Raw genomic sequence first — 22,884 nt, 5'->3', positions numbered from 1 at the left:
TGTGCTCATGGTCCGTCAGCCCGGCCGGTCCGACATTCGGCCGCCCCGTGGTTCCGGGAGCCCGCACGTCCCGCTCACCGAGCATGAGCAGACATCGGGCCGGGGCCGGGCCGGACGGATGAAATCGGTCGTCGGCGGACGCAGCGTGGCCGGACAGGTGTTCATGCTGCAGGTGGTGATCGTGCTGCTGCTGGTCTTGTCGGCCGTGGTGGCCCAGGTGCTCCAGGTGCGGCACGACAGCAGCAACGAGGCCCGCAACCGGTCCCTGGCGGTCGCCCAGACCTTCGCCAACGCACCCGGCACGGCGGCGGCGCTGCAACTGCCGAACCCCACGTCCGTGCTGCAGCCGAAGGCCGAGGCGGCCCGCAAGGCGGCCGGCGTGGACTTCATCGTTGTCATGAACACCGACGGGATCCGGTACACGCACCCCAAGCCGAACCGCATCGGCAAGAAGTTCGTCGGGGACATCGGACCCGCGCTGGCCGGCGGGACGGTCTCCCAGGAGGTGCACGGCACCATCGGGGAGCTGGTGCAGTCCGTGGTGCCGGTCAAGGACTCCGCCGGCAAGGTGGTGGGCCTGGTGTCGGCCGGCATCACCACCGCGCACGTGGGCGGCGCCGCCGACCAGCAGCTGCCGCTGCTGCTGACCGCGGCCGCGGCCGGTCTGGCCCTGGCGACGGCGGGGACGGCGCTGGTCAGCCGGCGGCTGCTGCGCCAGACGCACGGTCTCGGCCCGGGTGAGATGACCCGCATGTACGAGCACCACGACGCGGTGCTGCACTCCGTGCGGGAGGGCGTGCTGATCGTCGGCGGCGACGGCCGGCTGATGCTCGCCAACGACGAGGCGCAACGCCTGCTCGACCTGCCCGCGGACGCCGAGCGCCGCCGGGTCCTGGACCTCGGGCTGGACAGCGACACGGCGCAGCTGATCGCCTCGGGCCGGGTGGCCACCGACGAGGTGCACCTGGTCAAGGACCGGCTGCTGGCGGTCAACCAGCGGCCCATCGCGGTGCACGGCGGCCCTCCCGGCAGCGTCATCACCCTGCGCGACTCCACCGAGCTGCGCGCCCTGTCCGGCCGCGCCGAGGTGGCCCGCGAGCGTCTGAACATGCTGTACGACGCGGGCGTGGGCATCGGCACCAGCCTGGACGTCACCCGCACCGCCGAGGAACTGGCGGAGCTGGCCGTGCCCCGGTTCGCGGACTACGCCACCATCGACCTGTACGACGCGGTCCTCAAGGGCGAGGAGCCGAAGCCCGGGGACGCGCTGCGCCGGGTGGCGGTCACCGGGATCCGCAAGGACGCTCCGCTGTACCCGGTCGGCGAGCGGATCCGGTTCGTGCCGGCCTCGCCGCAGGGCCGCAGTCTGGAGACCGGCGAGTCCGTGATCGAGCCCCGGCTGCGGGACTCGCCCGGCTGGCGGGCCCAGGACGTGGAACTGACCGGGCGGATCCTGGAGTTCGGCATCCACTCGCTGATCAGCGTGCCGCTGCGGGCCGGGAACCTGGTGCTGGGTCTCGCCAACTTCTGCCGCTCGGAGAAGCTCACGCCGTTCGACACGGAGGAGCAGGCCCTCGCGGAGGAGCTGGTGGCCCGCGCCGCCGTCTCCATCGACAACGCCCGCCGCTACACGCGCGAGCACAGCATGGCGGTGACCCTCCAGCGCAGTCTGCTGCCGCGCCGCCTGCCCGAGCAGAGCGCCCTGGAGATCGCGTACCGCTATCTGCCGGCGCAGGCGGGCGTGGGCGGCGACTGGTTCGACGTACTGCCGCTGTCCGGGGCCCGGGTGGCGCTGGTGGTCGGGGACGTCGTGGGCCACGGGCTGCACGCGGCGGCGACCATGGGGCGGCTGCGCACGGCCGTGCACAACTTCGCGGCGCTGGACCTGCCGCCGGACGAGCTGCTGGGCCTGCTGGACGAGCTGGTGGGCCGTATCGACCAGGACGAGACCCCGGCGGACAACGCGGCCACGATCACCGGCGCGACCTGTCTGTACGCGATCTACGACCCCGTCTCGCGGCGCTGCACGGTGGCCCGGGCCGGTCATCCGCCGCCGGCCCTCCTCAAGCCGGACGGCAGCGTGGAGTTCCTGGACGTCCCGGCGGCTCCGCCCCTGGGCCTCGGCGGACTGCCCTTCGAGACGGCCGAGGTGGAGCTGCCCGAGGGCAGCAGTCTGGTCCTGTACACCGACGGACTGGTCGAGGACCGGCGGCGGGACATCGACGAGGGGCTCGATCTGCTCGCCGGCGCCCTGGAGTCGGCGGCGGGCAGCACACCCGAGGAGACCTGCGCGGCCGTCCTGGAGCGGCTCCCGGCCCACCCCAACGACGACGTGGCGCTGATCGTCGCCCGCACCCGGGCGCTCACCGCGGACCGGGTGGCCGAGTGGCAGGTGCCGGCCGACCCGGCGGCCGTCTCCGAGGTGCGGTCCAAGGTGACCCGGCAGCTGGCGCACTGGGGCCTGGACGAGCTGTCGTTCATCACCGAGCTGATCCTCAGCGAGCTGGTCACCAACGCCATCCGCTACGGCCGCGAGCCGATCGGGGTACGGCTGCTGTGCGACCGGACGCTGATCTGCGAGGTCTCCGACGGCAGCACGACCTCGCCGCATCTGCGGTACGCGGCGAGCACCGACGAGGGCGGCCGGGGCCTGTTCCTGGTCGCGCAGATGGCCGAGCGCTGGGGCACCCGGTACACGCCCGCCGGCAAGGTCATCTGGGCGGAGCAGCCGCTGCCCTGAGCCGGGGCGACACCCCGCGCACAAATGTGTTGAGGACACGTCACCTGATGGGTGATGATCTCCGGCATGTTCTCGCGCCGCGCCCGTCGTCCCAAGTCCGCCGGACTCACCAAGGCCTGGGAGTGCCTGGACTCCGGGGATCTCCCAGGGGCCGTACGGCAGCTGCGGGCCGCCGGGGAGGAGGCGCCGATCGCCGAGGTGGCCCTCGTGGTGGAACGGGCCGCCCGGGGCGCCGGCTTCGACGACCTCGAACAGGCCGCCGCCGCGCTGGCCGCCAAGCCCGGCGACGCCAACAGCCTCTTCGCCTTCGGGTACGCGTGCGTCGAACGCGGACTGTCCTTCCTGGCGATCCCGCCGCTGCGTACGGTGCTGGGTCACAACCCGGGTTCCCTCATGGTCCTGCGGGAACTGGTGTCGGCGTACGAGCGCGAGGAGCGCCACCAGGAGGCTGCCGCCGCACTGGCCCTGCGTGAGGGAGAGTTCACCGACTGGCCGGACCGGTATCTGCTGGTCCACAACGCGATCATGGCCGGTGACCTGGATCTGGCCCGCCGTCAGCACGCGCTGCTGCCGGACCCCGAGGACGAGCAGTGGCGGCCCCCGCAGGCGCGCCAGACCCGGATGCTGGAGCGCGTCGCCGCCCTGGGTGAGCCGTCGGGGCTGCGGGACTGGCAGTACGTGATCGGCGGTCAGGTGCTCGGCACGCTCTCGCCGTTCGGCTTCGAGGCCGGCATGGCGGGCCGGTACGCCTACCTCCAGGACACCCCGGAGCTGTGTCTGCGCGGCCTGCGCCGGCTGAAGACCGTCCTGTCCGCTACGGGGGCGGGCCCGCGCTCGGTGTCCCTGCTGCCCGACCGCGGCTCACGCGTCCTGGGTCTGGCCGCCGCCGAGGTGCTGCGGCTGCCGGCCGTGCCGTTCGAGGCGGGGCGCCCGGACACCGTCGTCGTGGCGTACGACCTCGACGAGCTGGCCGGGCATCCCGCGGGCCCCGAGATCATCGGCAGTCTCTTCGAGCGCGCCCCGGGTCAGGTGCTGCACGAGCACGCGAGTTCCTGGACGGACACCCCGGCCGTCGCAGCCGACAGCGTGGGGCTGCTGCACCAGGTGGTGGTGGCCCCGTGGGGCGAGCGGCTGCGGTTCGGCGAGGACGGCGAGAGGCATCAGGAGCCGGCCGACGACCGCCCGGAGGAGGAGCTGGCCGACGAGATCGCCGGGGCCGACGCCACCCCCGACGAGGGCGACGGCGAGGGCCCGGCCGACACGGACGAGGCGTTCGCCGCGTTCGCCGGCTCCGTCCGGGACACCTGGCTCCGGGGCGACCGGGCCCGGGTCAAGTCATCCGGGCCGGTGCGCAGTTCCAGGTTCGCCTGACGCTCAGCCCAGCGCCCGGTCCAGGTTGAACGCGGCGCTGATGAGGGCGAGGTGGGTGAACGCCTGCGGGAAGTTGCCCTGTTGCTCGCCGGTGCGGCCGATTTCCTCGGCGTACAGGCCGAGATGGTTGGCGTAGGTGAGCATCTTCTCGAAGGCGAGCCGGGCGTCGTCCAGGCGTCCGGCCCGCACCAGGGCCTCGACGTACCAGAAGGAGCAGATGGAGAAGGTGCCCTCGTCGCCGCGGAGTCCGTCGGGGCTGGCCTGCGGGTCGTAGCGGTAGACGAGGGAGTCGGAGACCAGGTCCTCGGTGAGGGCGTCCAGGGTGGACAGCCACTTGGGGTCCGTCGGAGCGATGAACTTGGCCAGGGGCATCATCAGGAGCGAGGCGTCCAGGACGTCCCCGCCCTCGTGCTGGACGAAGGCGCCGCGCCGCTCCGACCAGCCGCGGTCCATGATCCGCCGGTAGATGGTGTCGCGGGCCTGCAGCCAGCGGGGCAGGTCGGCGGGCAGGCCGCGCCGGTTGGCGAGGCGGATCGCGCGCTCGATGGCGACCCAGCACATGAGCCGCGAGTAGAGGAAGTTCTTTCGGCCGCCACGGGTCTCCCAGACGCCCTCGTCGGGCTGGTCCCAGTGGTCGCAGACCCAGCCGACGAGGCGGGTGACGTCGTCCCACTGGGCGCTGGAGATGGGCTGGGCCCACTTGTCGTAGAGGTAGATCGAGTCGATGAGGGCGCCGTAGATGTCCAGCTGGAGCTGGCCGGCCGCGCCGTTGCCGACCCGGACCGGAGCCGATCCGCAGTAGCCCTCCAGGTGCGGGAGCTCGCGTTCGGGCAGCTCGGAGCGGCCGTCGATGCCGTACATGATCTGCAGCGGGCCGGAGGCGAAGCCGTCGCCGGGGCTGATGAAGGTCGTCACGAACTTCATGAAGGCCTCGGCCTCGCCGCTGAAGCCGAGCCGCAGCAGGGCGTAGACGGCGAAAGCGGCGTCCCGGATCCAGACGTAGCGGTAGTCCCAGTTGCGTTCGCCGCCGAACTGCTCGGGGAGGCTGGTGGTGGGCGCGGCGACGATCGCGCCGGTGGGCGCGAAGGTGAGCAGCTTCAGGGTCAGCGCGGAGCGGTGCACCATCTCGCGCCAGCGGCCTCGGTAGCGGGACTTGTGCAGCCAGCGGCGCCAGTAGCAGACGGTGTCCTCGAACTGCAGCTCGGCCTCGGTGCGGGCGCAGCCGCGCGGGGCGATGTGCTCGCCGGCCTGGTCGAGGGCGAAGACGGCGGACTCGCCCTCGGCGAGCTTGAAGTCGGCGCGGGCGTCCGGGCCGTCGCTCTCCATGACCACCGTGGAGGTGAGCGCCAGGGACATCGACTCGGACTCGAACAGCGCGACGTCACCGCCCATGCGCAGGGCGTGCGGGTCGGCTCCGTAGTTGAAGCGGGGCGCCACCCGGACCCGGAAGGGGACGGTCCCGCGCACGCAGAGCACCCGGCGGATCAGCCGGTGCCGCTCGCACTCGTCGGACTGGCCGGTGACCGGCATGAAGTCCTGGACCTCTCCGACGCCGTCGTCCGTGAAGAACCGGGTGATCAGCACATTGGTGTCGGGGAAGTAGAACTGCTTGGTGCGCGCCGGTACGGCCGGGGCGAGCGCGAAGAAGCCGCCGCGCTCGGCGTCCAGCACGGCCGCGAAGACGCTGGGCGAGTCGAAGGACGGGCAGCAGTACCAGTCGATCGTTCCGTTGCTGCCGACCAGGGCGACGGTACGCAGGTCGCCGATCAGGCCGTGTTCGGCGATCGGCAGGTAGCGGGGGCTGCCGGGCGCATTCTGATAGAACTGCTGTTCGGCCATGGCGCGGCCTCCCCGGATGTGCGTACGAGCACCTACCAGCTTAGGAGCGCCCCTCTCCTTTCCGCACCGGCTACCGGCTCGGACGAGGGTCTTAGCCCGTTCGGGATGCGGGCCGCGTCCGGGCGGGCAATCGTGAGAGTGTGCACCCCGCTCCGTGAAGGAGGGCCCCATGTCGACCTCAGAACCCGAAGCGTCCCGGCCGTCCGACGACCGCGCCACCCCGGACTCCCTGCTGCACAGCGCCCCCGGCACCGGGGTGGCGCCCGAAGACCTGGTGATGGCGTCCGGCCGGGACGTCACCCCGGCCACGCTGGAATGGGCCAGGAAGAAGATGGAGCGCGAGGGGCCGAACTGCATCGAACGGCTCCTGCCCTGAATCCGGCGGGTCCAGGCCCGACGGCACCCTGCCCGGCGGCGCGTGGCGTTTGGCGAGCGGATCGGCGCGGGTAGCCCGTACGGGGCTGCCGGGACCGGCGCTCGCCACGCCTGCGCTCGTTCGAGGAGAAGACGTGAGGGTCGTCGTCACCGGCTCGTCCGGCTTCCTGGGAGGCCGGCTGACCGGCGCCCTGCTGCGGACCCGGACCTTACGAGGCGCACCGATCGACCGGCTGGTCCTCGCCGACCGTACGGCACCGCCCGGCTCCCCGGCGGCGGCAGATCGGCTGGTGGAGGTGGTGCGGGGCGACCTCACCGACCGCCTCGACGACGTGTTCGCCCACCCGGTCGACGCGGTGTTCCATCTCGCCGCCGCGGTGTCCGCCGAGTGCGAGGCCGACTTCGACCTCGGCATGCGCGCCAACGTGGACACCACCCGCGCCCTGCTGGACGCCGCCCGGGCGCAGTCCTGCGACGGCGGGCCGGTGCCGCTGCTGGTGTTCGCGAGCAGTATCGCCGTCTACGGTGTCGACCCGGCGCTACCACTGCCGCCCGTGGTCAGCGAGGCGACCCCGCCGTTGCCGCGGTCGAGCTACGGTACCCAGAAGCTCGTCTGCGAGCACCTGATCGCGGACTGCACCCGCCGCGGCTTCGTGGACGGGCGCGTCGCCCGTCTGATGACGGTCGCGGTACGGCCGGGCCGCCCGAACGCGGCTGCCTCCGGCTTTCTCTCCTCGATCGTCCGCGAGCCGCTCGCGGGACTCCCCGCGACCTGCCCGGTCAGCCCTGACCTGAAGGTCGCGCTGGCCTCACCGCGCCGCACCGTCCAGGGGCTGCTGCGGATCGCGGAGGCCGAGCGCGGCACCGGGCCGGGCCGCCTCGAAGGCCATGTGCCGGTCAACCTTCCCGGGGTCACGGTCTCGGTCGCCGACCTGCTCGCCACGGTCCGGGAGGTGGCCGGGGACCGCGCGGCCGACCTGGTGACCGTCGTCCCCGACCCGGCGGTCGAGGCCATCGTGGGTTCGTGGCCCGCCGACTTCGACAACACCCGCGCCGCCGCGCTCGGCCTGGAGCCCGACCCGAGTCCGCTCTCCCTCGTACAGGACTACCTCGCCGATCAGGCACCGCCGCGGGAGAACCGATGACGTTGGACAGGCGCCGCCTCCTCGGACCGCTCGGCACCGCGGGCGCGGCTCTCGGGACGGGCAACGCCCCAGGTCCATACCGGATTTCACGGGAAGGTTGCCTGTTCACCCTTCCGGTGCGGGGGCGCCTGCTGACAGACTCCGCAAGGTGCCAGACTTCGACATGCTCGTCATCGGATCCGGACCCGGCGGCCAGAAGGCCGCCATCGCCTCGGCCAAGCTCGGCCGCCGGGTCGCCGTAGTGGACAACCCCGAGATGGTCGGCGGTGTGTCCATCCACACCGGCACCATCCCCTCCAAGACCCTGCGCGAGGCCGTCCTCTACCTGACCGGTCTCACGCAGCGCGATCTGTACGGCCAGAGCTACCGGTTGAAGGAGGACATCACCGTCGCCGACCTGACCGCACGCACCCAGCACGTGGTCAGCCGCGAGGTCGACGTCATCCGCAACCAGCTCTCCCGCAACCACGTCACCCTCTGCTCCGGCACCGGCCGGTTCGTCGACCCGCACACCGTCGCCCTGCGCGAACCGAACGGCGACGAACGGCTGTTGAGCGCCGAGCACATCGTCATCGCGACCGGCACCCGGCCGGCCCGGCCGGACAGCGTCGCGTTCGACGGCCGCACCATCATGGACTCGGACAACGTGCTGTCGCTCGAGCGGGTCCCGCGCTCCATGGTCATCGTGGGCGCGGGCGTCATCGGCATGGAGTACGCCTCGATGTTCGCCGCGCTGGGCAGCAAGGTCACCGTGGTCGAGAAGCGCGCGGCCATGCTCGACATGTGCGACATCGAGGTCGTCGAGTCGCTCAAGTACCACCTCAGGGATCTGGCCGTCACCTTCCGGTTCGGCGAGACCGTCGCCGCCGTCGAACGGCATCCGCGGGGCACGCTGACCGTGCTGGAGAGCGGCAAGAAGATACCTGCGGACACGGTGATGTACTCGGCGGGCCGGCAGGGCCTGACCGACGAACTCGACCTGGACAAGGCGGGGCTGTCGGCGGACCCGCGTGGCCGGATCAAGGTGGACGAGCACTTCCGCACCGAGGTGCCGCACATCTACGCCGTCGGCGATGTCATCGGTTTCCCGGCGCTCGCCGCGACCTCGATGGAACAGGGCCGGGTCGCCGCGTACCACGCCTTCGGGGAGCCGGTCGGGGAGATGGACAACCTCCAGCCGATCGGGATCTACACCATCCCGGAGATCAGCTTCGTGGGCCGCACCGAGGACCAACTCACCGAGGAGTGCGTGCCGTTCGAGGTCGGGGTGGCCCGCTACCGGGAATTGGCCCGGGGCCAGATCATCGGCGACTCGCACGGCATGCTCAAGCTGCTGGTGTCCCCCGAGGACCGGCGGCTGCTCGGGGTGCACTGCTTCGGAACGGGTGCGACAGAACTGATCCATATCGGTCAGTCGGTGATGGGCTGCGGTGGCACCGTCGACTACCTGGTGGATGCAGTGTTCAACTACCCGACGCTCGCGGAGTCGTACAAGGTCGCGGCCCTGGACGCCACGAACAAGCTGCGCCAGCTCGACCGGCTGGAGGACTGAGAGCTTCCGGAACCGGTGCTTCCGTCGTGACAGTTGGCTCACTCAAGTGGCATATGTGATTACCGGTCAGTCAGCTTGAAAGCTCAAAGAGGGCCGCTATAGTCACACCCACACACGCGGTGTGACCGTTCGCCGACGCTCGGCATGCGGCCTTCACCAGTTCTTTCTTCTTTCTGACCGGCGTCTTGCCCGAGGCCATCCCTCTCCGGGTACGAGGCGGGTCGTGCACCCCCCACCCGTACCATCGCGGGCCTGCACTCCCGTGCGCCCTGCACGACCGGAAAGCAGCACAACCATGAGCAACAACAGGGGCCGAGGGCTGCAGGCCAACGCCCTCGGTACGTTCGACACCGTGGTCATGGCCGTCGCGGGCAGCGCACCGGCGTACTCGCTGGCCGCGACGACGGCCGTGCTGGTGGGGTCGGTGGGGCTGGCCAGTCCGGCCGCGCTGCTGTGGTGCGCGATACCGATGCTGGGCATCGCGCTCGCCTTCAGCTACCTGGGCCGGATCGACGTCAACGCGGGGGCCAGCTACTCCTGGGTGGGCCGCACCCTGCACCCGTTCCTCGGTTTCGTCAGCGGCTGGGCGCTGGTGGTGTCCGCGACCATCTTCATGGTGGCCGGTTCACTGCCCGCCGGGTCGATGACGCTGTCCCTGTTCGACGCGGATCTCGCCGACAACGTGGCTCTGTCGACGGTGGTCGGCGCCGCCTGGTTCGTGATCATGCTGGCGGTGGTGCTCGGCGGCGCCCGCCTCACCGTCCGCGCCCAGCTGCTGATGTCCGGCATCGAGCTGGCGATCCTGCTGCTGTTCGCGGTACTCGCCTTCTTCCACACCAACAACGCCCGTACCTTCGACTGGTCCTGGCTCGGTTTCTCCCACTTCGACGGCGTCTCCGGCTTCGCCTCGGGCGCCCTGATCGCCGCCTTCTACTACTGGGGCTGGGACGTCACCAGCAACCTCAGCGAGGAGACCCGCAACTCCCGCCGTACGACCGGCCTCGCGGGCCTGGTCGGCATCGGCATCGTCTTCCTCCTCTTCGAGGTGTTCACCATCGCCGCGAACGTCATCCTGTCCTCCGACCAGATCGCCGCGAACGACGCCAACGTGCTCGGTGTGCTGGGCGAGGAGGTCTGGCCGGGCTGGGGCGGCAAACTGCTCATCGTCGCCGTGATGCTGTCCACCATCGCCACCCTGGAGACGACCCTCATCCAGGTCACCCGCTCGCTGTTCGCGATGGGCCGGGACCGTACGATGCCGGCCGCGCTGGGCAAGGTGCACCGCACCTGGAACACTCCGCACGTGGCGATCGCCGCGGTCGGCGGGGTGGCGCTGGTGATGTTCGTCGCCTCCAACGCCCTCCGCTCGGTGCGCGAGATCCTCTCCGACGCCATCTCGGCGATCGGTCTGCAGATCGCCGTCTACTACGGGCTCGCCGGCCTCGCGGTGGTCGTGGCCTACCGCAAGATGCTCTTCAAGTCCGCGGGCAACTTCCTGCTCGGCGGGCTGTGGCCGCTGTTCGGCGCGGTGTTCATGTTCTGGATCTTCGTCGAGTCGCTGGGCGAGCTGAGCACCGCGGCGATCACGATCGGCATCGGCGGCCTGGCCATCGGTCTGATCCCGATGCTCTGGTACTGGAAGCAGGGCAGCGACTACTACCGGCCGGCCAAGCTGGACGCCACCCGTACGGTCGAGGCCGACTGGGTCCCCGACGACCATGCCACCGCCCATGCGCAGGCTTACGAAGGCCTCCCCACCGATTTCTGAGGTACGAGTCCGATGGCGCGAGACCGCTTCGCCCCCGACTTCGCCCCGGACTGCGGGGACGAACCCCTGACCTCGGCCCGACAGGACATCGTCATCGGCCGCTGGCAGGGTCTGCGGGCACTGCTACGGGACACCGGCCCCGACTGGCTCGTCCGGGGCCACCGGGTACGGCTGCTGGCACAGGCCTGCGCGGGCAGTTCGACGTCGGAGTCCTGGCTGGCCGCCGAGCCGCACAGCGCCGACGCGCTGGTGCTGCGGGCGGCGACCGAGACGGCCCGGGCGTTCACCCTGGCCATCTCGGCGGGCCGGGGCGCCCCGATGGACCGGGCAAGGATCGACACCGCCGTACTGGCCTGCCTGGCGGCCGCGGAGGCGTACCCGCAGGACCCGACCCCCTGGGTCTCCCTGATCTCGGTGGCCCGCCTCTACCCGACCGGGGTGCGCCGGCAGGAACTCGCCCGCTGGTGGGACGAGTTGCACCGGCGCGACCCGTACAACGTGGAGGGCCATCTCCAGGTGCTCCACTACTACTCCGCGCGCTGGCACGGTACGCACGGCCTGATGTACGACTTCGCCCGCGACGCGGCCGGGGTCGCCCCGCCCGGCTGTGCGCTGCCGGTCCTGGTGCAGTACGCCCGTGTCGAGGAGTTCCGCTTCATCCTCGACGGGGCGAAGGGGCAGCAGACCTCGGTGGGCCTCAGCCAGCACTGGAAGCACGACGGCGCGGTCAGCGACGTACGGCGCACCTGGGAGCGCTGGATCGCCCAGCGCGGCGAGGGCCCGATCGCCCCGGGCGAACTACGCGACCTCAACTACCTGACGCACGCGGCCTGTCAGGCGGGCGTCACCGACATCGCGGCGGACCTGTTGCGCCTCCAGGGCCGACGGGCGACCCGCACCCCCTGGTCGTACACCGGCGACCCGGAGAAGCAGATCGTCAAGTGGCGTGCGGATCTGAAGGTACGGGGTTGAGCTGAGGCCGGCGGGCTGGGGGCCCCTAGCCCTCAGTCTGCTCGGCGGGCCGGGCGAGGCCCGTCGTCCACTTCTCCTCGATGCGGCCGGCCTTCCAGACCAGCAGGGCGATCGCCCAGGTGGCGAAGAAGAGGCCGACGATGACGAAGCCGACGGTGTTGAGGTCGAGGCCGGCGATCCAGTCCCAGAAGAAGCCGTGCAGGTCCAGCTTGTCGGCGAGCAGGCCGAGGAGTTCCACGGTGCCGATGATGAGGGCGACGGCCACCGAGAGGCCGGTGATGGTGAGGTTGTAGTAGACCTTGCGGACCGGCTTGGAGAACGCCCACTCGTACGCGAAGTTCATGAACGAGCCGTCGATGGTGTCGAGCAGGGACATGCCGGCCGCGAAGAGCACCGGCAGGCAGAGGATGGCGTACCAGGGCAGACCGGAGGCGGCGCCGGAGCCGGCCAGGACCAGCAGCGCGATCTCCGTGGCGGTGTCGAACCCGAGGCCGAACAGCAGGCCGAGCGGGTACATCTGCCAGGGCTTGCTGATCGAACCGGTGACCCGGCCGAGGAAGCGGTTCATGAAGCCGCGGTTGTTGAGCTGTGTCTCCAGGGCGGCCTCGTCGTAGGCGCCGGAGCGCATCTGCCGGAAGACCTTCCAGATGCCGGCCAGGATGACGAGGTTGATGCCGGCGATGAGGTAGAGGAAGGTGCCGGAGACCGTCGTACCGATCAGGCCGGTGACGTCGTGGAGGTTCGAGCCGTCGTTCTCGACCGGTCCGGCCAGGGCCTTCATGCCGAACGACAGCAGCAGGGAGAGCCCGAAGACGATGCTGGAGTGGCCGAGGGAGAACCAGAAGCCGACCGACAGCGGGCGCTGCCCCTCCCCCATCAGCTTGCGGGTGGTGTTGTCGATCGCCGCGATGTGGTCGGCATCGAAGGCGTGCCGCATGCCCAGCGTGTAGGCGGTCACGCCGATGCCGATGCCGAAGGACTCCTTGCCGACGCTGAAGTGCTGCGGGGCGATGATCCCGACCAGGGTCCCCCAGCCGATGACATGCAGGGCGAGTACGAACGCGGCCATCCCGCCGACCCTGGTCCACTCCTGCCGGGTCATGGAGGCCCGGACACGGCCCCAGGCCGAGCGCTTGGCGTCGGCCTGGGCGGGGAGGGACGGGGCGGAACCAGGGGCGGCCGTCATCGGGAGGTGACATCCTTCGGTCGAGCATGGGCAGCTGCGATCGACAGCCTTGTGCCATCATCCCGTACTTGCAAATCGTTCGCACTAAAGTCGGCGACAGGCCTTTCTCATGAGAAGGTAAAGGGAAGGTAAGGCGGTCAGGGAGACAGCAGCCCGCTGCCCAGCCAGTCCTTGCCGTTCTTCACACCGGGCAGTGCGAAGAAGTAGCCGCCGCCGGTCGGGGAGATGTAGTCGACGAGGGGCTCGTCGATCAGCCGGGTCTGGGTGGCCTCGAACTGACGCTGGACGTCCTGGTTGTAGCAGCAGAAGGCCAGGCCCATGTCGAGGTTGCCGACGCTGTCGACGCCCCGGTCGTAGTTGTAGCCGCGGCGCAGGATGCGGGTGCTGTCGCTCTTGGAGGTGCGCGGGTTGGCGAGCCGGATGTGGGCGTCCAGCGGGATGGCGTTGCCCTTCGGGTCCTTGGCGTAGTTGGGGATGTCGGTCTCCTTGGCGCCGTCCAGGGGGGCGCCGGTGTCCTTGCGGCGGCCGAACATCAGCTCCTGCTCGCTCAGCGAGACCCGGTCCCAGAACTCGACGAGCATCCGGATGATCCGGATCACCTGGTAGCTGCCGCCCGTCGTCCAGGCCGGTTCGCCCTGGCCCTCCCCGACCCAGATCAGCCGGTCGGTCTCGCGGGCCGAGGTGACGTCCGGGTTGGCGATGCCGTCCTTGAAGCCGAGCAGGTTGCGCTGGGCGCCGGTCGGTCGCGGGGCGTTCTGGAAGCCGTCGATCCGCCACTTGATCTGCATGGCACCGCGGGTGTGCTTGGCGATGTCCCGCAGGGCGTGCAGCACGGTGTCCGTGCTGTTGGCGCAGATCTGCAGCGACAGGTCGCCGTGGCACTCGGCCGCGTTCAGGTTGTCGTTCGGGAAGGTCCGCATCGGCGTCAGCCGGACGGGCTTCGCCTTCGCCAGGCCGTAGCGGTCGTCGAAGAGGGAGGCGCCGACGCCGACGGTGACGGTCAGCGCGTCGGAGGGGACGTCGGGGCCGAGGATGCCGTTGTCGGAGGGCGGCGCGCCGACACCGAGGTCCTCGGGCGTGCCGCCGGAGGTGAGGAAACGGGCCCGCGCGGTGATCGTCTTCAGCAGGTCTGCGAGCTCCTGCCGGTTGCCGGCGATGACGTCGAGGGAGACGAAGGTCGCGGCGGCCGGGGCCGGCGTGAGGATGCCGGCCTGGTGGACGCCGTGGAAGGGGACCTTGGCGGTGCCAGTCGCGTCAGCGGCCCGGGCCTCGGCGGTGCCGCCGGCCTGGCTGAGCGCGAAGCCGCCGCCGGCCAGGACCGCGCCCGCGGCACCGGCGCCCAGCGCCGTCCGCACGAAGGAACGGCGGCCCGCGCCCATCGGGCAGGACGGGGTGTCGGCAGCGGACATCGGAGGGTTCCCTTCGTCGTACGGGTGCGCGTGGTCTGCGGCGGTCATCAGGCGGACTTCCTGATCTCCAGGAGGTCCGGCACCGGGGCGAGGTCCTCCAGCAGCTGACCGGTGGCCCCGTTCAGCTGCTGCCGGGTGGCCGCGTCGAGCGTCTCGACCGAGGTCCACACGACACCCTGGTGCTCGGCGTCCAGCAGCTTCTGCAGACGGGCGATGTCCGCGTCGACGGTCGGCAGGAGCTTCGGCGCACGGGCGGTGAGCAGCGGCCTGAGTACGGTGAGCAGCTCGTTGGTGCCCGCGAGGTTGGCGTTCGCGGTGGCGAGGTTGGTGCCGCTGCCCAAGTCGGTGTCGGCGGTCAGCTCGAACTGCAGGGTGTTCTCCAGGATTTCGTGGGCGCGCAGCGGCAGGTCGCCCGGGTCGAAGTCCTGGGTCGGGAAGGCCTTCTGGAGTCCGGCGGCCGCGTCGACGAGCGCCTGGGCCGGGGTCTTGAGCTCGTCGGCGGACTGGCCGTGCCACAGCCCGTACTCGATCCGGTGGAACCCGGCGAAGTCCGGGTCGGCGACCCCGCCCGCGAGGCCGTCGGCGCGGCCGTTGATCTTCTTGTCGAAGTCCTCGAAGGTGCCGTACGCGGCGCCGAGGGAGGAGTAGGCGAGGTGGGCGGTCAGCCAGTCGGTGCGGGCCTGGTCGAGGTGGTTGCCCTCGATGTCGGCGTCGAGCGTGCGGGTCTGGGCGACAAGGGTGGCCAGCCCCTGGTCGACGTACTCCTTGTACGCCTTGAGCGGCGCGGCGAGGTCGTTCTCGGAGACCGGTACGACCGCCTTGGCGCTGCTTCCGCCGCCGGTGACGGTGACGGACTTGGAGGTGACGGCCTTGCCGCTGGACGGGACGCAGCGCCAGGCGTAGGTGCCGCCGGCGACCGTGGCGACCAGGTCGCGGGTGGTGCCGGGCGCGAGGCCCTCGATCTCGCCGTAGACCGCGTTGGTGCCCGGGTCGATCAGGTACACCTCGGAGGTCTTGCTGCCGGTGTTCTGCATCTGGAAGGTCTGGCGGCCCGCCTTGGGCGCGGTGAAGCCCTTGCCGCACTCGGTCTCGGAGACGGCGACGGTCTGCCCGCTGCTGGGCTTGGGCCGGGCGACCGCGACGACGACCCCGGCGACCACGACGGGAACGGCGACCACGGCGACGGGGACGACCCAGGCGGGACGGCGACGCGGTCCCCTGGCCGGCTGCGGCTCGGGACGGTCGGCGGCGGGGGCGGGAACGGGGGCGGCGGGCCGCGGCTCCGGCTCTCCGGCAGCGGACTGCGGCTCCGGCTCCGGCTCCGACTGCGACTGCGGCTTCTCGGCGCTGGACGCGGGTTCCGGCTCCGGCTCCTCAGCGCCGGACGTCGGTTCCGGCCCGTCGACGGCGGTCTTCGACTCAGGACGGTCGGCGGCGGGGTCCTCCGGCACCTCGGACTTCTCAGCCGCGGACTGCGGCGCGTTCGGCTCGGCGGCCGGCTTCGGTGCGGATGCGCGCACTCCCCGCACGAACAGCGTCATGACGACGGCGAGGTAGCCGACGTACCCGGCCGTCTGGAGCCAGGTCATGGTCGGTGTGATGTTGAGGACGCCCTGGAGGAGGGTGCTGTACCAGGAGCCCGCGTCGATGCTGCCGCTGAGGTCGAGGGCGTATGCCGTGTTGCCCGGGAAGACCCGGCCCTCCTGGAGGTCGCGCAGCCCGTAGCCGAGGACGCCGGCCGCGATCACGATGAGGACGGCACCGGTGTAGGTGAAGAACTTCGTCAGGTTGATCTTCAGGACGCGGCGGTACAGACCCCAGCACAGGCCGGCCGCCAGGACCAGGCCGATCCCGGCGCCGGTCAGCGGACCCGCGGACTCACCGGCCGCCCGGGCCGTGGTCCACAGGAACAGCGCGGTCTCCAGGCCCTCGCGGCCGACGGCGAGGAACGAGGTGACGATCAGCACGCCCGAGCCCATGGCCAGGGCGCCGGTCACCTTCTCCTTGATCTCGCCGGAGAGGCTGCGGGCCGAGCGGCGCATCCAGAAGACCATCGCGGTGACGAAGGCGACCGCGATCACGCTGAGGGTGCCGCCGAAGGCCTCCTGGGCGGTCGCAGAGAGGGAGGCTGCGGTGAAGGTGAGGACCGCGCCGAAGCTCATCGCCAGCGCGATCGCGGCCAGGACACCGGTCCACACCTGCGCCAGCCGGTTTCTGGCGCCGGCCCGCACCAGGGTGGCGACGAGGATCGAGACGATCAGCCCGGCCTCAAGACCTTCCCTCAGTCCGATCAGGAAACTCGGAAACGCGTCGTCCCACATCCGCCGCAGCCCTCCCCGGCAGGCCCGTCCCCGCCCTATGGCTCGAACTTAGTGAAGGCATGCCTTACTTCCGCCGACCATGATGACTACACCCATGTAGTCAGAAAGTCATGAAATGGCAATGGTGCGGCAAAAGCCGTGACCGAACGGGGGCGCGCACACCCAGAACCGCGGACCGGGCCACGATCGTCTACAGTCGAGTAGACCGTCTACACATTCGTCGTCGTCGAAGTCATCGTCGAAGTCGTCACCGAAGTAGTCACCGGAAGGGCCGCTGCCTGCGTGATGAACCGCAAGAGGATCGCGGAGTTCGCGGGGAGCGTCGGCCTCGGCGCCTGGGCGGCATTCGCCGTGCTGGCCCTGGTCGTGACCGGCCGCCACGGCGCCCCGTTCCCCCTGGACCGCACACTGCTCGCCTGGTCCCTCGGCCATCGCCCGGACGTGGCGGTGGCCGTGGCCCGGGGGCTCACCGCGACCGGCACGGGGTTCGTCCCGTACGCCCTGGTCGTGGCCGCGGGGCTGCTGGCGGGCCGCACCCGACGGCAGCGGCTGATCGCCGCGCTCCTCGGCGTCACCTGCCTGGGACTGGGCCAGACGGCCCGGGTCGGCGTGATGGAACTGGTCGCCCGCGCCCGGCCGCCGCAGGCCGACTGGCAGACACAGGCCAGCGGCCTGTCGTTCCCGTCCGGGCACAGCACCACGGCAGCGCTCACCGCCGGCCTGGTGATCCTCGCCCTGTGGGTACGGGCCCCGCACGGTCGTACGGCATGGTGCGCGGCCGCCGCCTGCTGGGGGCTCGCCGTCGGGGCCACCCGGGTGTTTCTCGGCGTGCACTGGGTCACCGATGTGCTCGGCGGCTGGCTGTTCGCCGCCGGCTGGCTCGGGATCTGGCTGTGCGTGGGTGCCCGGTGGGTTCCGGCCCCGGGAACCCGCAACGGCGTACCGGAGAGACCGGTGACCGCTCCCTGAGTCAGGGCGTGGCGCCCGGTCCGTCCGGGCGGGTGCGGCGCTGTTCGACCATCTCCCGGGTGAGTTCCTCCGTCTCGGGCTCCGGCAGCCGTTCGAAGCCGTCGTCCGTGATGACCGAGACCCGCGGGAAGATACGGCGGTTGGTGTCGGGGCCGCCGGTCGCCGAGTCGTCGTCGGCCGCGTCGTAGAGCGCCTGGAGCGCGGCGAGGGCGGCCTCGCGGCGGGTGAAGCCGGGGCGGTACAGCTTCTTCAGGGCACCCCGGGCGTACGGCGACCCGCTGCCCTCGGCGTGGAACTCCCGCTTCTCGTAGAGGCCGCCGGCGACGTCGAAGCTGAAGATACGGCCGCGTTCGCCCTCGGGCGCCTTGGTGTCGTAGCCGACGAGCAGGGGGACGACGGCGAGGCCCTGCATGGCCTGGCCCAGGTTCTCCCGGATGATCCCGGCGAGGCGGCGGGCCTTGCCGTCGAGGGTCATGGGGATGCCCTCGATCTTCTCGAAGTGGGTCAGCTCGACCTGGTAGAGCTTGACCATGTCGAGGGCGAGCCCGACGGTGCCGGCGAAGGCGACCGCCGTGTGGTCGTCGGCGGGGTGCACCTTCTCCAGGTCGCGCTGGGCGATGAGATTGCCCATGGTGGCGCGGCGGTCGCCGGCGATCAGCACGCCGTCGCGGTAGGCAAGCGCGAGGACGGTCGTGCCGTGCGGGAAGGCGTCGGGTCCGGCCACCGTGCCGGCGGGCAGGGGGCTGCGAGTCGGCAGCAGTCCGGGCCGGTGGGCGGCGAGGAACCCCGTGAAGGACGAGGTCCCGGGCGTGAAGAACTCCTCCCCCAGGCGGCCACCGCTGTCGTAGTCGTTCGCTGCCATGCCACTCCCCTCCCGTGCAGGCCCCTTGAGTCGGCCGACGACATCGGACTCCTACCTGATGCGGGCCGCCGGGAAACGCCTCGCGGGTCACAGCGCCCGGCGCCGGATCAGCACCCCGAGCAGGAGCAGGCCCGGCAGCAACGGCAGCCACACGGTGAGCAGCCGGTAGCCGAGCACGGCGGAGGCGGCCGCGGCGGCCGGCGTTCCGGAGGCGGTGAGGGCCAGCGCGAGAGCCGCGTCCAGCGAACCGAGGCCGCCCGGGGTGGGCAGCAGCGCGGCGGCACCGCTGGCGGCGAGGTAGAGCAGTGCCACCCGGGCCGGGGACAGCGGCAGTTCGACCGCCCGGGCCACGGAGATGAGCACCAGGGCGTGCAGCCCGGTGAAGGCGAGGGAACCGCCCCACAGCGCGGCCGCACGGGCCGGCCGGGAGTGCAGGGCCCTGATGTCGGCCACCACGGCGGCCACCGCGCCCCGGCAACGGGGCCACACCCTGGCCCGCAGCAGCAGCACGCCCGCCAGGGCGACCACGGCGGCCCCGGCCAGGAGTACGGCCGTGGGCAGGTGCGGGGCCCGCAGCAGCCCCGGACAGGCGGGCGCGAGGGCGGCCACGAGGGCCAGCCGGACCACGGCCCCGGCGGCGGCCTTCACCGCGAGGGCCGACGCACCGCGGCCCGGCGGGAGCCCGCAGCGCATCAGGAAGCGCAGGTTCACCGCGCCCGCGCCGACCCCGGCGGGCAGCACATGGTTGGCGGCCGAGGCGGCGAACTGCGCGGCCACCAGACGCCCGCCGGGGAGCCGGCGGGCGACCGCGCCCTGTTGGGCGAGCGCGGATGACGCCCAGGTCCCGACCGCCGCCAGGGCCGCCACGAGCAGCCAGCCCTGATCGGCGACGGCGAGCCGGAGCGCCCCGTGTTCCACGACCGGCCAGTGCCGCCGGAGCAGCCAGCCCGCACCGAGCAGCACGGCGAGACAGGCGGCGGCATGCCAGTAGACCCCTCGGCGGCTCATGGCGGGCGCGGCGTTCACGTTCGGGACCATCGAGGCACCCACCCCTGCTTCCCCTACAGCTCGTAGGACCGTCCATGGACTTAGGGGACAAACAGTGACAAATTAACCGAGATTGTGGGTCGAGGCAGCGCCGGTACGCCCACCCGGACAGCGGCACTACAGCCTGTAAGGTTGTGCCATGGCTGGTACAGGGGCCCATGGCAGAGCGGAGCGGCGCAGTGCCGGAGAGCTGGAGAGCGAAGTACTGGCAGCCCTGTGGGCGACCGAACGCCCGTTGACCCCGGCCGAGATCCAGTCCGAGATCGGCGGCGGCCTCGCGTACAACACGGTCCACACGATCCTGAAAAGGCTGTACGACAAGGGCCTGGTGCTGCGGGACGCGGACGGCCGGCGTGGCGCGTACCGGCCGGCGAAGAACGCGGCCGAGCTGACCGCCCAGGCCATGCACGAGGCCCTGGACCGGGGTCCGGATCCGATCGCGGCGCTCCAGCAGTTCGTGTCCGGGCTGAGTCCGGAGGAGGAGCGGGCGCTGCGGAATCTGTTCGCCGGGGGCGGCGCATGATGTTCGACGTCTACACCCCGCTGCTGGTCTCCCTGTTGCTGCCCCTGGTCGGCCCGGTGATCGGCCGGCGGGTCGCCCCGGCGCTGGCCGCCCGCGTGCTCACGTCCGCCGCCGTGCTGACCGCCGCCGCGACCACCTGGTCCCTGATCCTGCTGACGACCGCTCTGGTGGGCGACGCCCCACCGGTGATCCGGGAAGCCCGGGCGGCAGGCCGGCATCTGGCCGACCCGGTGCCCGAGGTGATCGGCGTGGCCGCGTGCCTCGCGCTGGCCGTGGTGGTCCGGCGGGTGCAGCGGGCGGTGCGGGCCGAGCGCCGTACCCGGCGGGCGTTGCGGCGGCTGTGCGAGGGGCATCCGCGCGATGTCGAGCTGGTGGTGGCCGCCTCCGAGGTACCGCAGGCGTTCGCGATCCCGGGCCGGCCGGGCCGGATCCTGGTCACGTCGGCGATGCTGAGCGCGCTGGCACCGGCGGAACGGCGGGTGCTGCTGGCCCACGAACGGGCCCATCTGACCCACCGGCACGGCCGTCTGGTGACGGCGGCGACACTCGCCGAGGCCGCCAACCCGTTGCTCGGCCCGGTCCGTGCCACCGTGTCCTTCCTGGTGGAGCGCTGGGCGGACGAGCAGGCGGCGTCGGCCGTCGGGGACCGGGTGACCACGGCCCGCGCGCTTGCCCGCGCCGCCCTCAACGCGGGCCGCGCCCGCCGGTCCTGTGCTCTGAGCTTCACGGACCGCGCGGTCACCCGCAGGATCGCGGCGCTGCAGACCGCCCCGCCCCCGCATCTGTGGTCCGCCGCCGCGGCCGTTCTCGCGCTGGGCGCGCTGGCCGCGCTGTTCGCGGCCGACGCCACGAGCGATCTGGTGGGGCTGCTGTGGAACGCGCTGACCTGACCGGCAGCCCGTCCGGGGTCTTTCGCGGCCGTATGACCTCTCCCGGCGGGGCTTCGTGATGCGCGCTGCGCGACGCTCGGTGTCCTGACGTCTCCGCGTGCCCTACCCCATGGTCCGGCCGGGCGATAGGGTCCAGAAGTGCGTTGATCTTCCGGGCGGCAGCCATGCGCGGCCGCGGACGGTGCAGGGCGCCTCGCAACAGGGGCGCCCCCGCGGGCATACCCGTCATCACCTCACCGGAGATCCCCATCATGACTGCTCAGCAGCCCCCCGCCTACGACGCGTTCGTCGAGCTCGCCGCCGCCGATCCAGCCGTCGTCGGCCTCGTCCTCAAAGGTTCCCAGGCCCACGACGGCATGGTCACCCCGTACTCCGACCACGACCTGTACGTGGTCGTCGCCGATGACGCCGGGACCGATCCGACCCGGTTCTCCGGCCACCGCGGCCCCGAGCTCGACCTCGTTGTCGTCACCCTCGCCGAGTTCTGCGGGGCCGGGACACCTGGCTGGGAACGCTATGCCCTCGCCCGTGCCCGGATCGTGCTCGACCGGCTCGACGGAGGCATCGCCCGCATCCTTGCCGACCGGGCCCGGCTGGATGCCGATGAGGCGTTCCGGGACTCCGGCGGCCGGCTCGACGCCTACGTCAACTCCCTCTACCGCTCGCTCAAGAACCACCGGGACGGCAGGTCTCTGGCGGCCCGCCTCGACGCGGCCGACAGCATGCGGCTCCTGCTCGAGTCGCTCTTCGCTCTAGACCGTCGCCCCCGCCCCTACAACAAGTACCTGGAGTGGGAGCTGGCCCGGTACCCGCTGCCGGGCTGGGACACCGACATGCTGCTCCGCGCCGTGGACCGCATTTCGGCGACGGGCGAGGTGTCCCTGCAGCGGCACCTGTTCACCCTTGTCGAGAGGGCGGCCCGAGAGGCCGGACACGGCGAGGTGCTGGACGCATGGGGCGACGACCTCGACTTCATGCGACCGCAGGAGGCGGACAGCGAGACTCCCTGAGCTCTGCCCGTGAACGGGGTCACCCGGGGGTGGGCGCGAGCCGGAACACCGGCCAGCCGATCTCGGTACGCCAGGCTGCGGGATCCGGGTCGTCGCGCGGGCCGACGAGATATGTCTCGTGCACCGGGCCATCGACCACGAGGGCGTGGTCGACCACCCAGGCGCCGAGCCGGCCGTAGGTGACGTCGATGTCGTCGTGCGGTCCGGGATGGACGACCACGGCAAGCTCGCCGGCCGGGAGGTCCACCGGTCGCACCCGGCCTCGGGTCGGCGGGTCGGCCACCGGCCGGTAGACCAGCGCCGTTCCCCGGCCGCGGGTGAACAGCTCGTTGGCGTAGCACCCACCCGGCGGCCCCTGTGCCGGCAGACCGGCGACCGCGGCGCCGAGTTCGGCCATCGCCCCGTCGTACCAGGAGATCACCTCGTCGTAGCCGACGACGTCCTCGACCCCGGCGACCGTTCTGGCTGCCACCGGGCGGAGCTCGACCTGCAGGCCGCCGGCGTCGGGGCGCAGCAGGTTCCGCAGGGAGACCACGGCGGCTCGTGTGCGGTCCAGTTCCGCCTCCAGCCGCTGCAGGTGTTCACCGACCAGGTCCGCGCGCTCCGCGGCGTCCTCGGTGGCGAGGATCTTGGCCACATCGGCCAGCGGCACGTCCAGTTCACGCAGCCGATGGATGACCTGCGCGGTGGGGATCTGGTCGCCGGAGTAGCAGCGGTAGCCACTGACGGGGTCCACCGAGACTGGCTCCAGCAGCCCGGACTCGTGGTAACGACGCAGGGTCCGCACGCTCAGGTGCGTCAGCTGCGCGAACTCGCCGATCGTCAATCCGCAGGCCATCCCCCCAGTGTGCATCCGCCGCGCTTGACCCTCTCCCCGGGGGAGGCCCCATCGTGATCGACATGAG

Annotated in this window: 18 protein-coding genes; 11 read left to right on the top strand and 7 right to left on the bottom strand. The window is 71.7% G+C overall.

Annotated elements, in window-relative coordinates; translation table 11 throughout:
• Positions 1-118 precede the first annotated feature (118 nt).
• Together EDD90_RS48655 and EDD90_RS48650 are read left to right on the top strand one after the other, a co-directional pair.
• A complete protein-coding gene (locus tag EDD90_RS48655; protein WP_260328812.1) occupies positions 119-2,740 on the top strand; it encodes a SpoIIE family protein phosphatase/ATP-binding protein in 2,622 nt (873 codons plus the stop codon).
• 66 nt (positions 2,741-2,806) lie between these two features.
• Complete coding sequence (locus tag EDD90_RS48650; RefSeq protein WP_185149490.1) at positions 2,807-4,111, top strand: hypothetical protein; 1,305 nt, start codon at positions 2,807-2,809, stop codon at positions 4,109-4,111.
• 3 nt (positions 4,112-4,114) lie between these two features.
• On the opposite strand, the gene EDD90_RS48645 is transcribed toward EDD90_RS48650, so the two are convergent.
• Positions 4,115-5,950, bottom strand: a complete 1,836-nt coding sequence (locus EDD90_RS48645; RefSeq protein ID WP_123979412.1) for a glycoside hydrolase family 15 protein — start codon at positions 5,948-5,950, stop codon at positions 4,115-4,117.
• Between the two features lie 169 nt (positions 5,951-6,119).
• Between EDD90_RS48645 and EDD90_RS48640 the strand changes: the two genes are divergently transcribed.
• The 5 genes from EDD90_RS48640 to EDD90_RS48620 all read left to right on the top strand — a co-directional run bounded on the left by EDD90_RS48640 (position 6,120) and on the right by EDD90_RS48620 (position 11,762).
• The gene (locus EDD90_RS48640; RefSeq protein WP_123979411.1) at positions 6,120-6,326 is read left to right on the top strand and encodes a hypothetical protein; all 207 of its coding nucleotides are present in this window, start codon (positions 6,120-6,122) and stop codon (positions 6,324-6,326) included.
• Positions 6,327-6,459: 133 nt separating this feature from the next.
• Positions 6,460-7,470, top strand: coding sequence for a D-erythronate dehydrogenase (denD, locus tag EDD90_RS48635; RefSeq protein WP_123979410.1), 1,011 nt, complete (start codon positions 6,460-6,462; stop codon positions 7,468-7,470).
• Positions 7,471-7,618: 148 nt separating this feature from the next.
• Positions 7,619-9,022 (top strand): Si-specific NAD(P)(+) transhydrogenase, encoded by a 1,404-nt coding sequence (gene sthA / locus EDD90_RS48630; RefSeq protein WP_123979409.1) that lies wholly within the window; start codon positions 7,619-7,621, stop codon positions 9,020-9,022.
• Between the two features lie 295 nt (positions 9,023-9,317).
• Positions 9,318-10,790, top strand: coding sequence for an APC family permease (locus EDD90_RS48625; protein WP_123979408.1), 1,473 nt, complete (start codon positions 9,318-9,320; stop codon positions 10,788-10,790).
• Between the two features lie 12 nt (positions 10,791-10,802).
• Complete coding sequence (locus EDD90_RS48620) at positions 10,803-11,762, top strand: hypothetical protein (protein ID WP_123979407.1); 960 nt, start codon at positions 10,803-10,805, stop codon at positions 11,760-11,762.
• A gap of 25 nt (positions 11,763-11,787) precedes the next feature.
• Here the strand turns inward: EDD90_RS48620 and EDD90_RS48615 are convergent, their stop codons facing one another.
• From EDD90_RS48615 to efeU, 3 genes are all read right to left on the bottom strand, one after another.
• A complete protein-coding gene (locus EDD90_RS48615) occupies positions 11,788-12,948 on the bottom strand; it encodes a HoxN/HupN/NixA family nickel/cobalt transporter (protein ID WP_185149489.1) in 1,161 nt (386 codons plus the stop codon).
• A gap of 137 nt (positions 12,949-13,085) precedes the next feature.
• Complete coding sequence (gene efeB / locus EDD90_RS48610) at positions 13,086-14,357, bottom strand: iron uptake transporter deferrochelatase/peroxidase subunit (protein WP_123979406.1); 1,272 nt, start codon at positions 14,355-14,357, stop codon at positions 13,086-13,088.
• Positions 14,358-14,404: 47 nt separating this feature from the next.
• On the bottom strand, positions 14,405-16,678 hold the full coding sequence (gene efeU, locus EDD90_RS48605; protein ID WP_123979405.1) for an iron uptake transporter permease EfeU: 2,274 nt from the start codon (positions 16,676-16,678) through the stop codon (positions 14,405-14,407).
• 285 nt (positions 16,679-16,963) lie between these two features.
• Here efeU and EDD90_RS48600 point away from each other — a divergent pair, with 285 nt between their 5' ends.
• Complete coding sequence (locus tag EDD90_RS48600) at positions 16,964-17,647, top strand: phosphatase PAP2 family protein (protein ID WP_123979404.1); 684 nt, start codon at positions 16,964-16,966, stop codon at positions 17,645-17,647.
• A gap of 1 nt (position 17,648) precedes the next feature.
• Here EDD90_RS48600 and prcB read toward each other — a convergent pair whose 3' ends face one another.
• Both prcB and EDD90_RS48590 read right to left on the bottom strand, forming a co-directional pair.
• Positions 17,649-18,509 (bottom strand): proteasome subunit beta, encoded by an 861-nt coding sequence (prcB, locus tag EDD90_RS48595; RefSeq protein ID WP_123979403.1) that lies wholly within the window; start codon positions 18,507-18,509, stop codon positions 17,649-17,651.
• An 87-nt stretch (positions 18,510-18,596) separates the two neighbouring features.
• On the bottom strand, positions 18,597-19,547 hold the full coding sequence (locus EDD90_RS48590; protein WP_123979402.1) for a lysylphosphatidylglycerol synthase domain-containing protein: 951 nt from the start codon (positions 19,545-19,547) through the stop codon (positions 18,597-18,599).
• 148 nt (positions 19,548-19,695) lie between these two features.
• Here EDD90_RS48590 and EDD90_RS48585 point away from each other — a divergent pair, with 148 nt between their 5' ends.
• The 3 genes from EDD90_RS48585 (at position 19,696) to EDD90_RS48575 (ending at position 21,979) form a co-directional block, all read left to right on the top strand.
• Positions 19,696-20,079 (top strand): BlaI/MecI/CopY family transcriptional regulator, encoded by a 384-nt coding sequence (locus tag EDD90_RS48585; RefSeq protein WP_123979401.1) that lies wholly within the window; start codon positions 19,696-19,698, stop codon positions 20,077-20,079.
• Positions 20,076-20,969, top strand: coding sequence for a M56 family metallopeptidase (locus EDD90_RS48580; protein ID WP_123979400.1), 894 nt, complete (start codon positions 20,076-20,078; stop codon positions 20,967-20,969). Before EDD90_RS48585 ends, EDD90_RS48580 begins: the two co-directional genes overlap by 4 nt.
• Positions 20,970-21,220: 251 nt before the next feature.
• Entirely contained in the window at positions 21,221-21,979 is a 759-nt protein-coding gene (locus EDD90_RS48575; protein WP_123979399.1) for a hypothetical protein, read from the top strand.
• Between the two features lie 19 nt (positions 21,980-21,998).
• Here EDD90_RS48575 and EDD90_RS48570 read toward each other — a convergent pair whose 3' ends face one another.
• A complete protein-coding gene (locus EDD90_RS48570; protein ID WP_123979398.1) occupies positions 21,999-22,817 on the bottom strand; it encodes a MerR family transcriptional regulator in 819 nt (272 codons plus the stop codon).
• Positions 22,818-22,884 lie beyond the last annotated feature (67 nt).

This window comes from Streptomyces sp. Ag109_O5-1 (genome assembly GCF_003814875.1).
Lineage (GTDB): Bacteria > Actinomycetota > Actinomycetes > Streptomycetales > Streptomycetaceae > Streptomyces > Streptomyces sasae.
Note: the sequence above shows the minus strand (reverse complement) of the source record. Positions and strands in the feature narration are given on the sequence as shown.